At 72.4% G+C, this 13,293-nt stretch carries 15 protein-coding genes; 5 read left to right on the top strand and 10 right to left on the bottom strand.

The genetic code is table 11. The features are described from left to right. Positions 1–13: 13 nt before the first annotated feature. Both ACZ39I_RS06150 and ACZ39I_RS06145 read left to right on the top strand, forming a co-directional pair. A complete protein-coding gene (locus ACZ39I_RS06150) occupies positions 14–1,825 on the top strand; it encodes a glycoside hydrolase family 15 protein (RefSeq protein ID WP_467243202.1) in 1,812 nt (603 codons plus the stop codon). Positions 1,826–1,830: 5 nt separating this feature from the next. Then, positions 1,831–2,586: an SDR family oxidoreductase gene (locus ACZ39I_RS06145; RefSeq protein WP_403658261.1), complete on the top strand. Its 756-nt coding sequence runs from the start codon at positions 1,831–1,833 to the stop codon at positions 2,584–2,586. A 34-nt stretch (positions 2,587–2,620) separates the two neighbouring features. Here the strand turns inward: ACZ39I_RS06145 and amaP are convergent, their stop codons facing one another. Genes amaP through ACZ39I_RS06120 form a run of 5 tightly spaced genes read right to left on the bottom strand, consistent with a single transcriptional unit; the run spans position 2,621 to position 4,961 of the window. Continuing rightward, positions 2,621–3,199, bottom strand: coding sequence for an alkaline shock response membrane anchor protein AmaP (amaP, locus tag ACZ39I_RS06140; protein ID WP_467243198.1), 579 nt, complete (start codon positions 3,197–3,199; stop codon positions 2,621–2,623). Between the two features lie 5 nt (positions 3,200–3,204). Then, complete coding sequence (locus ACZ39I_RS06135; RefSeq protein ID WP_467243196.1) at positions 3,205–3,879, bottom strand: DUF6286 domain-containing protein; 675 nt, start codon at positions 3,877–3,879, stop codon at positions 3,205–3,207. Then, entirely contained in the window at positions 3,876–4,268 is a 393-nt protein-coding gene (locus ACZ39I_RS06130) for an Asp23/Gls24 family envelope stress response protein (protein WP_467243194.1), read from the bottom strand. The genes ACZ39I_RS06135 and ACZ39I_RS06130 overlap by 4 nt, the downstream gene beginning before the upstream one ends. After that, complete coding sequence (locus tag ACZ39I_RS06125) at positions 4,265–4,459, bottom strand: hypothetical protein (protein ID WP_451477294.1); 195 nt, start codon at positions 4,457–4,459, stop codon at positions 4,265–4,267. Before ACZ39I_RS06125 ends, ACZ39I_RS06130 begins: the two co-directional genes overlap by 4 nt. Positions 4,460–4,496: 37 nt before the next feature. Beyond that, positions 4,497–4,961, bottom strand: coding sequence for an Asp23/Gls24 family envelope stress response protein (locus ACZ39I_RS06120; RefSeq protein ID WP_467243191.1), 465 nt, complete (start codon positions 4,959–4,961; stop codon positions 4,497–4,499). An 86-nt stretch (positions 4,962–5,047) separates the two neighbouring features. Here ACZ39I_RS06120 and ACZ39I_RS06115 point away from each other — a divergent pair, with 86 nt between their 5' ends. Further along, positions 5,048–5,761: a nucleopolyhedrovirus P10 family protein gene (locus tag ACZ39I_RS06115; RefSeq protein ID WP_467243188.1), complete on the top strand. Its 714-nt coding sequence runs from the start codon at positions 5,048–5,050 to the stop codon at positions 5,759–5,761. Between the two features lie 19 nt (positions 5,762–5,780). Here the strand turns inward: ACZ39I_RS06115 and ACZ39I_RS06110 are convergent, their stop codons facing one another. The 3 genes from ACZ39I_RS06110 to ACZ39I_RS06100 form a co-directional block, all read right to left on the bottom strand. Continuing rightward, entirely contained in the window at positions 5,781–6,593 is an 813-nt protein-coding gene (locus tag ACZ39I_RS06110) for an enoyl-CoA hydratase/isomerase family protein (protein WP_467243186.1), read from the bottom strand. Positions 6,594–6,723: 130 nt separating this feature from the next. After that, a complete protein-coding gene (locus tag ACZ39I_RS06105) occupies positions 6,724–6,945 on the bottom strand; it encodes a helix-turn-helix domain-containing protein (RefSeq protein ID WP_280887789.1) in 222 nt (73 codons plus the stop codon). 362 nt (positions 6,946–7,307) lie between these two features. Continuing rightward, on the bottom strand, positions 7,308–8,906 hold the full coding sequence (locus ACZ39I_RS06100; protein ID WP_424881079.1) for an ABC-F family ATP-binding cassette domain-containing protein: 1,599 nt from the start codon (positions 8,904–8,906) through the stop codon (positions 7,308–7,310). A gap of 217 nt (positions 8,907–9,123) precedes the next feature. Here ACZ39I_RS06100 and ypfJ point away from each other — a divergent pair, with 217 nt between their 5' ends. Continuing rightward, positions 9,124–10,014, top strand: coding sequence for a KPN_02809 family neutral zinc metallopeptidase (gene ypfJ, locus ACZ39I_RS06095; protein WP_451477298.1), 891 nt, complete (start codon positions 9,124–9,126; stop codon positions 10,012–10,014). Positions 10,015–10,117: 103 nt separating this feature from the next. Beyond that, a complete protein-coding gene (locus ACZ39I_RS06090) occupies positions 10,118–10,531 on the top strand; it encodes a VOC family protein (RefSeq protein ID WP_403658239.1) in 414 nt (137 codons plus the stop codon). A gap of 1 nt (position 10,532) precedes the next feature. Here the strand turns inward: ACZ39I_RS06090 and ACZ39I_RS06085 are convergent, their stop codons facing one another. Together ACZ39I_RS06085 and ACZ39I_RS06080 are read right to left on the bottom strand one after the other, a co-directional pair. Next, positions 10,533–11,939 (bottom strand): hypothetical protein, encoded by a 1,407-nt coding sequence (locus ACZ39I_RS06085; RefSeq protein ID WP_467243183.1) that lies wholly within the window; start codon positions 11,937–11,939, stop codon positions 10,533–10,535. Positions 11,940–12,096: 157 nt separating this feature from the next. Next, the gene (locus ACZ39I_RS06080; protein ID WP_467243182.1) at positions 12,097–13,242 is read right to left on the bottom strand and encodes an alpha/beta hydrolase; all 1,146 of its coding nucleotides are present in this window, start codon (positions 13,240–13,242) and stop codon (positions 12,097–12,099) included. Positions 13,243–13,293 lie beyond the last annotated feature (51 nt).

Raw genomic sequence — 13,293 nt, 5'->3', positions numbered from 1 at the left:
GAAGCGCCACTGCGTGCACCCCCGAACCCCACCGGTCACCCGGATCCCCCGTATCGAGGACTACGCCCTCATCGGCGACGAACAGACCGCCGCCCTGGTCGGCACGGACGGCTCCGTGGACTGGCTGTGCCTGCCCCGCTTCGACTCGGGGGCCTGCTTCGCCAGACTGCTCGGGGACGAGGAGAACGGCCACTGGCGGATCGCCCCGAAGAACGCGGACCGGTGCACGAGACGCGCGTACCGCCCCGGCACCCTCGTCCTGGACACCGAGTGGGAGACCGACGAGGGCGCGGTGCGCGTCACCGACCTGATGCCGCAGCGCGACATCGCCCCCGACGTCGTACGCGTCGTGGAGGGACTCACCGGCCGGGTCACCGTGCGCAGCACGCTGCGGCTGCGCTTCGAGTACGGCTCGATCGTGCCGTGGGTGCGCAGGTCCGACGGGCAGCGGGTGGCCGTCGCGGGACCCGACGCCACCTGGCTGCGCAGCGAACCCCCGGTCCGCACCTGGGGCGAGCACTACGCGACGCACTCGGAGTTCACCGTCGAGGCCGGCGAGAAGGTCGCCTTCGTCCTCACCTGGCACCCCTCGCACGAGCCGCGCCCCCCGCTGACCGACCCCTTCGAGACGCTGGAGAGCAGCGTGGCCGACTGGCAGGCGTGGTCGGCGCGCTGCCGCTACGACGGTCCGCACCGGGATGCCGTGGTCCGTTCCCTGATCACCCTGAAGGCGCTCACCTACCGGCCGACCGGCGGCATCGTCGCCGCGGCCACGACCTCGCTGCCGGAGGAGATGGGCGGCGTGCGCAACTGGGACTACCGCTACTGCTGGCTGCGGGACTCCACGCTCACCCTGGGCGCCCTCGTGCAGTGCGGCTACCTGGAGGAGGCCGAGGCCTGGCGGGACTGGCTGCTGCGCGCGGTCGCCGGCGACCCGGCGGACCTCCAGATCATGTACGGCGTCGCGGGCGAACGGCGGCTGCCCGAGTTCGAGTTGCCGTGGCTGTCCGGTTTCGGCGGCTCCCGGCCGGTACGCATCGGCAACGAGGCCGTGAAACAGCTCCAGCTGGACGTGTACGGCGAGGTCATGGACTCGCTGTCGCTGGCCCGGCGGGCGGGCCTGCCCGCCAAACCGCACATGTGGTCCCTGCAGAGCGTCCTGCTGGACTTCCTCCGGTCCTCCTGGCGGCAGCCGGACGAGGGGCTGTGGGAGGTGCGCGGCGACCGCCGCGACTTCGTCCACTCGAAGGTCATGGTGTGGGTCGCCGCCGACCGCGCCGTGCGCGCCCTGGAGGCCTTCCCGGAGCTGCGGGGCGATCTGGACGGCTGGCGCGCGCTGCGCGACGAGGTGCACCACGAGGTGTGCGAGAAGGGCTACGACCCCGAACGCAACACCTTCACCCAGTACTACGGCTCACGCGAACTCGACGCGTCCCTGCTGCTGATCCCCCGCGCCGGCTTCCTGCCCGCCGACGATCCCCGTGTCGTCGGCACCATCGACGCGATCCGCGCGGAGCTGGAGCACAACGGACTGGTACGGCGGTACAGCGCCGCGGAGACCCCCGTCGACGGGCTGCCCGGCGGCGAGGGCACGTTCCTGGTGTGCTCGTTCTGGCTCGCCGACGCCCTGCACATGACGGGCCGTACGAAGGAGGCGCGGGACCTCTTCGAACGGCTGCTGGGGCTGGCCAACGACGTGGGGCTGCTGTCCGAGGAGTACGACCCCGTGGCCGGCGCCCAGCTGGGCAACTTCCCGCAGGCGTTCAGCCACATCGGGCTGGTCAACACCGCCCTCACTCTGTTCGGGGGCGAGGAGGCAGGATAGGGACCATGGATCTTGGACTGAAGGACCGTGTGTACGTCGTCACCGGAGCGACCCGTGGGCTCGGCAACGCGGCCGCGCGTTCGCTGGTCGCGGACGGGGCGAAGGTCGTGGTGACCGGGCGGGACGAGAAGGGCGCGCTCGCCGCGGCGGCGGAGTTGGGACCGGACGCGGTGGGGGTGGCGGTCGACAACGCCGACCCCTCGGCGCCGGAGCGGTTGATCGCCACCGCGCGGGAGCACTTCGGGGGCTTCCACGGGGTGCTGATCAGCGTGGGCGGGCCCCCGCCCGGTTTCGTCGCCGACAACACGGACGAGCAGTGGCAGTCCGCGTTCGAGTCCGTGTTCCTGGGAGCGGTCCGGCTGGCTCGGGCGGCCGCGGCGGAGCTGGAAGCCGGGGGTGTCATCGGGTTCGTGCTCTCCGCGTCCGTGCACGAGCCGATTCCGGGGCTGACCATTTCGAACGGGCTGCGGCCCGGCCTCGCCGGGTTCGCGAAGTCACTCGCCGACGAGCTGGGGCCGCGCGGGATCCGGGTGGTGGGGCTGCTGCCGTCGCGTATCGACACGGATCGGGTGCGCGAGCTGGACGGGATGTCGGCGGACCCGGAGGCCACTCGGGCCGCGAACGAGTCCCGGATTCCGTTGCGGCGGTACGGGACGCCCGAGGAGTTCGGGCGGGTGGCGGCCTTCCTCCTGTCGCCGGCCGCTTCCTATCTGACCGGGGTCATGCTGCCCGTCGACGGGGGCATGCGGCACGGCTTCTAGTTGCGGGCGGCTTCTAGTTGCGGGCTGCGGGCCCTCAACTGACTCTTTCCGCCTTGTGCCTGACGCCGGTCATTCGGACCTCGGCCGGCAGTGACGCGAGGCCTGCCGAAGTGCGGGCGTGGTCCAGGGCCCCGGCCGTCAGGTGATGCAGGGCCGTTCCCGGGTCCACGTGGGGTTCCAGCAGGAGTCGCACGCGGGTCCCGGGAGCGTCCGGGCGGCCGGTCAGGTGGGCGTGGGCCCGGTGGACCCCGTCCAACTCGGCTGCGTCGCCTTCGAGTACGGCCTCCAGGGCCCGCCCCCTCAGCAGCGCGCCCTCGCCGTCGCCCGTGTTGACCCGGACCTCCGTGAGCCGGCGCCTGCGCAGTACCGCCGTCAGCCACCACAGGGTCAGCAGCACCACGAGCGCCAGTGCGGCGATGACCGTCGGCCACCACCAGCCCTCGCCGTCCCAGCGGGTGCGCTCCGCGTCGCTCAGCAGGACGTCCTTCCTGCCGTCGTGGATCCACCAGGAGGGCGGGTCGAGGCCGAGGCCCACGGCGAGCACCGAGCCGCCGACGACGAGCAGGACCAGGCCCACCAGGGCGAGCAGTACGCGGTTGACGGTCCTGAGCATCGGCCTCAGCCCTTCTTCCGGGTCGTCCGCGTCACGTGCACCGACAGGGCGGGGGGCCGGGCCAGACCCAGTCCCCTGATCGCCTCGGTGAGGGTCACGTCCAGGTCGTCGCGTACGTCGTCCAGTTCACGGAAGTGGGAGACCGCGCGGACGTCGGCCTTCTTCCGCTTCACCCGTACGCGTGCGGACTGGACGCCGGCCACCTCCATGGCCCGGTCGCGCAGGACCATGGCGGCCGCGTCCCGGTGGAGGCCGGCGCGGACGTCGGGGTGGGTGCGGCGCATCGGGAGGACGCGGCGCAGACCCGGTGTGGCGGCCAGGACGATCAGCCACAGGCCCAGGGCCGCGGCCACGCCGGCGCCGATCAGGACCCAGGTGTCGTCCAGGGGGCGTGCGGCGAGTTGCCGGGAGAGTTCGCGGCGCCAGTGCATGGCCGGCCGGTGAGCCCGGACGGCCGCGATGTCGTACAGGAAGATGCCCGCGCCGAGCAGGAGCAGCAGGGCGACGAGGGCGGCCGGAACCCTGCGCGCCGACCAGAATCGGCGTTCGCCGCCGCCCGTCCCGGCGTCCGGGACGGGCGGTGGTCCGTACCCGGCCGGGTCGCGCCGGTCCGGTTCCGCCACCCGCTCGATGACCGGCAGTCGCCGTGTGGTGCCTTCCGAGCCCTGGGGCTCGCTCATCGCGTCCTCCCCTGTGCCGCGCCGTGTGTCGGATACAGCCGCTCCACCTGGACGGCGACCTCCGACACCTCCATACCCACCAACGCGGCTACCCGCTCGACCACGTGCTGACGCACCTGACGGCATCGCGCGCCGATGTCGCAGGGGTAGTCGAGTTCGAGGTGCATGCGGATCCGGGCGTTCTCGTGGTGGACCACGACGGTGGCGTACGGGGGTTCCGCCGCGGCGGGGAGTTCTCCGACCGCCTCACGGGCCGCCTGTCCCGCGACCTTCGCGACCACCCGGTCGGCGATCCTCGTCGCCCCTCGGTCACCGGGTGGAACGGCGGTCGTGGTCAGGGGTCCGCTGAGCGCGTCCGGCGCGCCGGCCTGGGTGCTCACGGACGTCATCGCCGCCGGTCGCGACGCTCGTCACGGGTGCGGAAGAGATCGCCGACCTCCAGGTCCCCCTCCAGGAACCGGCCGACGACGAAGCCGATGGCGCCCAGCGCCGCCACCAGCAGGAAGGCGCCGAACCCGCCGAAATACCCCGCGAAGCCCAGCGCCATGCCGGCGATCATGCCGACCACGGCCATGCTCATCGTGCGCTCCCTACAGGTCCATCAAGCTGTGGGCGGGCTACTGGAGCCGGGACTCCGGCTCCTCGTCCTCCTCGTCGGGCAGCTTCACATCGCTCACCGCGACATTGACCTCGACGACCTCCAGACCGGTCATCCGCTCCACCGCGGCGATGACGTTCTCCCGCACCGCCTTGGCCACGTCCGCGATCGAGACGCCGTAGTCGACGACGATCTCCAGGTCGAGCGCGGTCTGCACCTCGCCGACCTCGACCTTGACCCCGCGGGTGGCGGACTTCGAACCGCCGGGCACCCGGTCCCGTACCGCCCCGAAGGTGCGGCTCAGCCCGCTGCCCATGGCGTGGACGCCCAGGACGTCCCGTGCCGCGAGTCCGGCGATCTTCTCCACGACCCCGTCGGCGATGGTGGTCCGCCCACGGGTCGCCGGGTCGCCGCCGCCGCGCCTGGTGGTCTTGTGAAGCTGCGCCTGCGGCTCCACCTCGGTGCTCTGCGTCATGTCGCTCATCGCCGTCACCCCTTTCGGTCGTCCTCCTTCGACCACCGTAAGCGCGCTGGCGCGATCGCGCGCCGGAGATGCGGCAGGCTGGAGGAATGACGGCGGAGCAGTGGGCACGGACGGTGCGGCATCAGCTGGGGCTGGGCAGGCTGCTGCCCCTGGGCGGACCGCGCGACGGCGCGTGGATCTCCGAGGAGGCGGCCCGGACGGTGCTGCGGGCCGCCGCCGAAGACCTTCCGGGGGTACGGCTGGGCCAGGTGCGCATCGGGCTCGCCCGTCCGGAGGACACGCACGAGCCCGCCGTCCCGGCGCCGCCGAGCGCGCTGCCGCCCGGCCCGCTGCGGCTCACGGCCGAGTTCGAGGCCACGCCCGCACAGCCGCTGCCGGTGACGGCGGAGCTGCTGCGTACGGCACTCGCCGGGGCGGCCACGGGGCTGCTGGGGCTGGAGATCGGCGAGGTGGACCTGCGGGTGACGGCCCTGCTGGACGAGGGCGCGGAACGCTCCCCCGTACGGGCGCCCGAGCCGCCGCGTCCCGCCGAGACGGGGCCGGGCGACGAGACCCTGGCCGGGGTCGCCGCGCTGGCGGTGCCCGGTGTGGTCGGGCTGACCGGTCTGCTGGGGCGGCCCGTGCACATCGAGGACCGGGAGACCGGGGGCGGCTCGCTGCCACGCCGCCACGTCCGCGTCGAACTGGCGGTGGGCGCGGACCGCCGGGCCCTGGACGTGGCCCGGGAGGTCCGCGCCGCCGTGGGAGCGGCGCTGTCGGACGCTCCGACGGTGGCCGTCCTGGTGACGGCCCTCGTCTAGATCTACTCGACGACCGGATCTACTCGCCGACTCCGGCGAGGTCACGCAGGCGTCGGGTCTGGGCCGCGCGCTCGGCGCCGCGCTGCTCGTCGTAGGTGCGGTCCTGGGCGCCGCGCAGCAGCGCCTTGGTCTCGATGACCGCGTCGCGGGGGGCGGACAGAAGTGCGGCCGCCAGGTCCTTCACGGCGCCCTCGAGCTGGTCGACGGGTACGGCGAGGTTGGCGAGGCCGGTGCTCACGGCCTCCTCGGCCGTCACGAAGCGCCCGGTGGCGCAGATCTCCAGCGCCCGGGCGTATCCGACGAGGCCCACCAGGGGGTGGGTGCCGGTGAGGTCGGGGACCAGGCCGAGGCTGGTCTCGCGCATGGCGAACTGCACGTCGTCGGCGACGACGCGCAGGTCACAGGCGAGGGCCAGCTGGAAGCCCGCCCCGATGGCATGCCCCTGCACGGCGGCGATGGACACGACGTCACTGCGCCGCCACCAGGTGAAGCCCTCCTGGAACTCGGCGATGGCGGCGTCGAGTTCGGCGTCACCACTGCGGGCGAGGTCGATGAACGACGGCTCGCCCTCGATCCCCTCGGGCGTGAACATCTGCCGGTCGAGCCCCGCGGAGAAGGACTTGCCTTCGCCACGCAGCACCACGACCCGGACGGAGCCCGGCAGCAGCCGGCCGGCCTCGGCGAGCGCCCGCCACAGAGCAGGGCTCTGCGCGTTGCGCTTGGCGGGGTTGGTCAGCGTCACCGTGGCGAGGGTGTCCTCGACGGTGAGCCGTACGCCGTCCTTGTCGAGCAGGGGAACGAGTTCCTGGCTGTCCTGGCTGGACGTCGCCATGGGGCGCCTCCGATGAGTGCGGTCATCCTCCGTGCCGCAGGACGGCACAGCTAAGTGACTGCACAGTAACCACCCGGTCGGTCAACCGACCGACCGGGTGGCCACCATCGAAGCCGATGGGCCGCCCGGCTCAGGACGACGCGGCCTTCTTGCCCCGCGTCGCCCCGCCACGCCCACGGAGCGTGACGCCCGATTCGCTGAGCATCCGGTGTACGAAGCCATACGAGCGGCCGGTTTCCTCGGCCAGTGCCCGAATGCTCGCACCGGAGTCGTACTTCTTCTTCAGGTCTGCCGCGAGCTTGTCGCGCGCGACGCCGGTTACCCGGCTGCCCTTCTTCAGAGTCTCGGCCACCCGGTCCTCCTCATGGGAAGTGCGCTCTGGTCCTCTCATGATCACCCCTCCGAGCGTTCATGGCCACCCATTCGGCAAGGTCCGTAAGACATGGTTTTGACGACAGGAGCGGGTCCCCACATGCGGAATCTGTGATTCCACCCGGGCGCGTTCGTACCGCCGAACGGGTTCCTTCGTGAAGTGCCAGGTCAGAGACGTGCGACGGCCGAGCCCTTGTCGATAAAGGACTCGGCCGTGAAATCGATGTAGGACACACCTCGGTACGAGGAGATCTCACACAGATGGTGGATCACCGGTGGGCCGAATGATCCATACGCCGTTGATCACGTCGTGGATCACGCTTTCGATCAAGCGGCGCTCACTCAGGCGAGGGCGACCAGATCCGCGTAGTCGGCGCCCCACAGGTCCTCGACGCCGTCCGGCAGCAGGATGATCCGCTCCGGCTGGAGCGCCTCGACGGCGCCCTCGTCGTGGGTGACCAGGACGACAGCACCCTTGTAGGTGCGCAGCGCGCCGAGGATCTCCTCGCGGCTGGCCGGGTCGAGGTTGTTGGTGGGCTCGTCGAGGAGCAGGACGTTCGCCGAGGAGACGACCAGGGTGGCGAGCGCGAGCCGGGTCTTCTCGCCGCCGGACAGGACGCCGGCCGGCTTGTCGACGTCGTCGCCGGAGAACAGGAACGAGCCGAGCGTCTTGCGCACCTCGACCAGGTCGAGGTCCGGGGCCGCCGAGCGCATGTTCTCCAGGACCGTGCGCTCCGGGTCGAGGGTCTCGTGCTCCTGGGCGTAGTAGCCGAGCTTGAGGCCGTGGCCCGGCACGACCGCGCCGGTGTCCGGCTGCTCGGTCCCGGCGAGCAGGCGCAGCAGGGTGGTCTTGCCCGCGCCGTTGAGGCCCAGGATGACCACGCGTGAGCCCTTGTCGATGGCCAGGTCGACGTCGGTGAAGATCTCCAGCGAGCCGTACGACTTCGACAGGCCCTCCGCCATCAGCGGGGTCTTGCCGCAGGGCGCGGGCTCGGGGAAGCGCAGCTTGGCGACCTTGTCCTGCTGGCGCACCGCGTCGAGGCCGGCGAGCAGCCGGTCGGCGCGCTTGGCCATGTTCTGCGCGGCGACCGTCTTGGTGGCCTTGGCGCGCATCTTGTCGGCCTGCGAGTGCAGGGCGGCGGCCTTCTTCTCGGCGTTCTGCCGCTCGCGCTTGCGGCGCTTCTCGTCGGCCTCGCGCTGCTGCTGGTAGAGCTTCCAGCCCATGTTGTAGACGTCGATCTGGGCGCGGTTGGCGTCCAGGTAGAACACCTTGTTGACGACCGTCTCGACGAGGTCGACGTCGTGGGAGATCACGATGAAGCCGCCGCGGTAGGTCTTGAGGTAGTCGCGCAGCCAGATGATCGAGTCGGCGTCGAGGTGGTTGGTCGGCTCGTCGAGGAGCAGGGTGTCGGCGTCGGAGAACAGGATCCGGGCCAGTTCGATACGGCGGCGCTGACCACCGGAGAGGGTGTGCAGCGGCTGGCCGAGGACCCGGTCGGGGAGGTTCAGCGCGGCGGCGATGGTGGCGGCCTCGGCCTCGGCGGAGTACCCGCCCTTGGTGAGGAACTCCGTCTCCTGGCGCTCGTACTGCCGGAGCGCCTTCTCGCGGGTGGCGCCCTGGCCGTTGGCGATGCGCTGTTCGTTGTCGCGCATCTTCTTCAGCAGGATGTCGAGGCCGCGCGCGGAGAGGATGCGGTCGCGGGCGAGTACGTCGAGGTCACCGGTGCGGGGGTCCTGCGGGAGGTAGCCGACCTCGCCGGAGCGGGTGATCTGGCCGGCGGCGGGGATGCCCTCGCCGGCCAGGCACTTGGTGAGGGTGGTCTTCCCCGCGCCGTTGCGGCCGACCAGGCCGATGCGGTCGCCCTTGGCGACTCGGAAGGTGGCGGACTCGATGAGGACTCGGGCGCCGGCGCGCAGCTCGATACCGGAGGCGGAGATCACGGACAGACTCCAGGGCGGATTCGGGATTGACGGGTGGGCGGCTGAGGACGTTCCCGCCGTCTAATGCGCGAGGAGAATGGCCATGGGCCAAGTCTAACGGGGGCGTGCAAGCACTTTTTCTGGGTTCGGGTGTTCGGTTGGTCTCGCTCCGGGTATCCGGTCGGTCCCGTCGAGGATGCCCCGCGGGGGGCCGGTGAGCGCAGAGGGCGGTGTCCGCATGCAGTTCGACGACGACGCCAGTTTGGACACCTCCGAGGTGCAGGACGTGCGCGGCAGCCGCATCCCGGGCGGCAGGGCGACGATCGGTGGTGGCATCGGCGGGCTGGTCGTCCTGCTCCTCGGGCTCTTCCTCGGCGTCGGTCCCGACCAGCTCGGGCTCACCGACAGCGGGGGGCAGCCCGCGGCCACGGCCTCCGGCCTCTCCGAGGTCGAGCGGAGCTGCCGGACCGGGCAGGACGCGAACACGCGCGACGACTGCCGGATCGTGGCGGTGGTCAACAGCGTGCAGGACTACTGGGACCAGGAGTTCGAGCGGCGCGGCGCCACGTACACCCGCTCCCCCACGTACTTCTTCGGTGAGCAGGTCGGCACCGCGTGCGGGTCGGCGACGTCGGCGGTCGGGCCGTTCTACTGCCCGGGCGACCGGAAGGTCTATCTCGATCTGGGGTTCTTCGACGAGCTGCGGTCGAAGTTCGGGGCCAGTGGCGGGCCGTTCGCGCAGGCGTACGTGGTGGCGCACGAGTACGGACATCACGTGCAGGACCTGATGGGCACGCTGAGCCGGTCGCAGGACGGTCAGACCGGCGCGGACAGCAACGGGGTGCGGGTGGAGCTCCAGGCGGACTGCTACGCCGGGGTGTGGGCCCGTCACGCGACCACGACGAAGGACGAGTCGACGGGGCGGCCGCTCATCACGCGTCTCACGGACGCGGACATCGCCGACGGTCTGGACGCGGCGGCGGCCGTGGGCGACGACCGGATCCAGGAGCGGTTCCAGGGGCGGGTGACACCGGAGTCGTGGACCCACGGCTCGGCGCAGCAGCGGCAGAGCTGGTTCCGGCAGGGCTACGAGTCCGGCGACATGGCACGCTGCGACACCTTCCGCTGAGGCTTCTGCCTGCTGGGAGGCCGTTGTCAGTGGCCGCTGCGAGACTGGACGGCACAGGGGATTCGCGGCTTCTGGCCAGTCTCGTCACAAGGGAGTGATCGGCATGGCAGGCACGAGCGGTGGGCGTCCGAGCATCTACCCGGCACTGCTGTACGCGGACGCGAAGGCGGCGATCGAGCAGCTGACGGAGGCCTTCGGCTTCACCGAGCTGGCGGTGTACGAGGGCGAGGACGGCCTGGTGACCCACGCGGAGCTGGTGCAGGGCAACGGCGCGGTGATGCTCGGTTCGAAGGGCACCGGCAGCGCCTACGACAAGCTGATGAAGGACGCGGGCCCGGTGGGGGTGTACATCGTCGTGGACGACGTCGACGCGCACCACCGCCGCGCCGTGGAGCACGGCGCGGAGATCCTGATGCCCCCGACGGACCAGGACTACGGCTCCCGGGACTACATGGCCCGGGACGCCGAGGGCAATGTGTGGAGCTTCGGGACGTACGCACCGGAGATACGCGCCTGACTCACCCTCCGGTGTGCACCTGGAAGGCGGCGCGGCGTACGGCCTTGGCGAGGGACGGGTCGGGGTGCGCGGCGGCGAGGGCGACCAGGACCTGCACGGTGCGCGGGTGGCCCACCGCCCGTACCTCGTCGAGCAGTTGAGGGACGGTCGGCTGGAGGGCGGATTCCAGGTGCCGCACCAGCATCGGGGCCTCGCCGTGGTCGGCGACGGCGGCCGCGGTGTCGACCCACAGCCAGGTGGCCTCCTGCCGGGTGAGGACCTCGTGGGCGTCCTCCGGGTCGATCCCGTCGTGCTCGGCCAGCCACAGCAGGGCGTACGGCCGCAGGGTGGGCTCGTCGGCCACGGAGCGCACGTCGGGCTCGGCGGGGGCGCCGACCACCCGCAGGGCCTCGAAGGCGAGGCCGCGCAGCAGGGCGTCGTCGCCGCGGGCGGCGTCGAGCAGCTCGGTGACGGCGCTGCCGACGGGGCGGGCGGCGAGCCAGGCGCGGTACTCGGCGCGGGCCGCGTTGGGCCGCAGCTGGGCGCAGCCGCGCAGCATCTCCTCGGCGGCGACCTCGATGTTGCCCGCCGGGCTCTGCGCGGCGACGCAGATCTGCTCCAGCTTGACCCACACCGCCCAGTTGCCGAGCGGGGTGAGGGTGGCCTGGCCGTCGCCGTAGGTCAGGGCGCCGACGGAGGCGAGGGCGCGCAGGGCCCAGTCGAGAAGGGGGGCGAGGGGGGCGTCCTGAGTGTTCGCCGCCTCGGGCTCCTCCACGGGCTCCGGCTGCGGGCCGTAGGGGATCTCGCAGCGCTCGGTGCGCAGTTCGGTGACGCGCTGCTCCAGGAGGTCCAGGAGCTGTTCGACGGGCACGGGGCCGGCGGACAGCTGCAGGAAGGACAGCACCTGGGGCATGGCCGAGACGACCTCGGCGACGGCGGCGGGCTCGCGGTCGCCGGGTTCCGGGAAGGCGAGCGACCAGGCGTCGAAGAGGGCGACCCAGCCGCGCAGTACGGCACTGTCGTCGCGGTCCCAGGCGCGCAGCCGCCAGCCAGGGCGGGCGCTGTCCCCGTGCACCTCGACGAGGCCGGCGAGGCGGGCGGTGTCCCAGTCGGCGCGGACCTGAGCGACGGTCAGACCCAGGGCCGCGGCCGCGCGAGCGGCGGATTCGTCGGAGAGGGTGCCGTTGCCGTCGGAGCCCGCGCCGTCCCTGCCGGGGCCCAGGGCGCCGTCGGCCCAGTGCGCCACGCGGGCCGCGTCGGCAAGACCGGAGCGCGCCATTCTGGCCAGTACCGCCGGGGCCGGTGTGCCCTCCGGGGGCCGCGGCGCGGGGCGCCGTGGGCGCCGTTGGTTCACTGCTGTGGGGGCGGCGGCCAGGGGTCGCGGGCGGACGAGTCGGAGCCTGGAGTCGCGCGGGATACGGGACGTCACGGGTGCAGTCTTCCGGTTGACGGTCCGAAAACCCAAACGGAATGTCACCGCGGGCGCCGGGGAGGGCCGGTGCCGGCGCCACGCGGAGGGGCATACACCGAGATCAGGCCAGTGGTACGGGCTTAAACGGAACCTGTGGGGCGGGGGCGCCCGAAGGTCACATCAGGGGGGTGAGGAAACGGCGCAGTGTCTCTTCGTAGGCGCTCGGGTCGGCGTTCCACATCGCCGCGTGGGGGGCCTGGCGGACCGTGTGGAGGGTGATCCGGTCGGGGTGGGTGGCGGCGAGACGGCGGGAGAGGTCCCAGGGGGCGAGCGTGTCGTCAGGGCCGTGGAATATCAGGGTGGGCGGCGGGGGCCGGTCGGGGCCGCTGTCTTCGGTCCGGTGCTCGGCCCTGTTCTCCTGGTTCGCGTACAGGCCGGTGCGGCCCTGTGCCGCGCGCACCGCGAGGGGCAGGAGGACACCGGGGGTGTGACGGGCCGTTGCGAGGGCGCGCAGGGTCCGCTCCCAGCTGAGGACCGGGGAGTCCAGGACGAGCCCCTTGACGTGGTCGCGCAGGCCCGAGCGGGCGGCGGCGCGCAGGGCCATGGTGGCGCCGGTGGACCAGCCGTGGAGCACGAGTTGGCGGGCGCCGTTGGCGACGGCGTAGCGCATCGCCGCGTCCAGGTCGCGCCACTCGGTCTCGCCGAAGTGGTTCAGGCCGTCCGGCGGGCGGGGGGCGCCGGTGTCGCCGCGGTGGGCGGGGGTGAGGACCGGGAAGCGGTGGCGGTGCAGGAACTCCATGATGTTCAGGGCGTGTTCGCGGGTCGCACCGAGGCCGTGCACCGCGATGACCCAGGTGTCCCTCGCGCCGGGCACGAACCAGGCGGGCAGGGAGCCGAGTTCGCCCGGGATGTCGATGTCGGTGTGGTCGAGGCCGAGGGCGGACTTCGGGTCGCCGACGTGCGTGGTCGGGGTGAGCCAGACCTTGTCGCCGGGTTTCAGGGTGCCGTGGGTGACGCGTTCCAGGCGGCGGACGACGGTGTCGGCGGAGTGCGGTTCCGTGGCGAGGACGGGGCCCACGACGGCGTGGGAGTCGTCGCCGGCGAGGCCGTAGGTGCCGGGGCGGAGGGCGGCGAGGTCCCGTGTGAGGGCGATGCGGCCCGCTGCGGTGGAGTGGACGGTGAGCCGGGGTTCGCCGGGCAGCGGGCGGCCCGCGGGCGCCTTCAGTCCGGCGTCGCTGGCGATCCTCCCGACGACGATTCCGGCGGCGCCGGCGGCCAGGGCTGCGGTGACGGCAGCGGCCGTCGCTTTGACAGTGCGCACGTCTTCAGTGTCGCGGGGGAGGCGGGGTGGGGCCAGTGGGCGGGTGCCTGT

It is taken from the genome of Streptomyces sp. NPDC024687, from assembly GCF_055559055.1.
Note: the sequence above shows the minus strand (reverse complement) of the source record. Positions and strands in the feature narration are given on the sequence as shown.

Coding starts and splice junctions, on each gene's coding strand:
- ACZ39I_RS06135 (WP_467243196.1), bottom strand. CDS start 3,879: ATGAGCGAGCCCCAGGGCTCGGAAGGCACCACACGGCGACTGCCGGTC.
- ACZ39I_RS06090 (WP_403658239.1), top strand. CDS start 10,118: ATGGCAGGCACGAGCGGTGGGCGTCCGAGCATCTACCCGGCACTGCTG.
- ACZ39I_RS06145 (WP_403658261.1), top strand. CDS start 1,831: ATGGATCTTGGACTGAAGGACCGTGTGTACGTCGTCACCGGAGCGACC.
- ACZ39I_RS06110 (WP_467243186.1), bottom strand. CDS start 6,593: ATGGCGACGTCCAGCCAGGACAGCCAGGAACTCGTTCCCCTGCTCGAC.
- ACZ39I_RS06115 (WP_467243188.1), top strand. CDS start 5,048: ATGACGGCGGAGCAGTGGGCACGGACGGTGCGGCATCAGCTGGGGCTG.
- ypfJ (WP_451477298.1), top strand. CDS start 9,124: ATGCAGTTCGACGACGACGCCAGTTTGGACACCTCCGAGGTGCAGGAC.
- ACZ39I_RS06125 (WP_451477294.1), bottom strand. CDS start 4,459: ATGAGCATGGCCGTGGTCGGCATGATCGCCGGCATGGCGCTGGGCTTC.
- ACZ39I_RS06120 (WP_467243191.1), bottom strand. CDS start 4,961: ATGAGCGACATGACGCAGAGCACCGAGGTGGAGCCGCAGGCGCAGCTT.
- ACZ39I_RS06130 (WP_467243194.1), bottom strand. CDS start 4,268: ATGACGTCCGTGAGCACCCAGGCCGGCGCGCCGGACGCGCTCAGCGGA.
- amaP (WP_467243198.1), bottom strand. CDS start 3,199: ATGCTCAGGACCGTCAACCGCGTACTGCTCGCCCTGGTGGGCCTGGTC.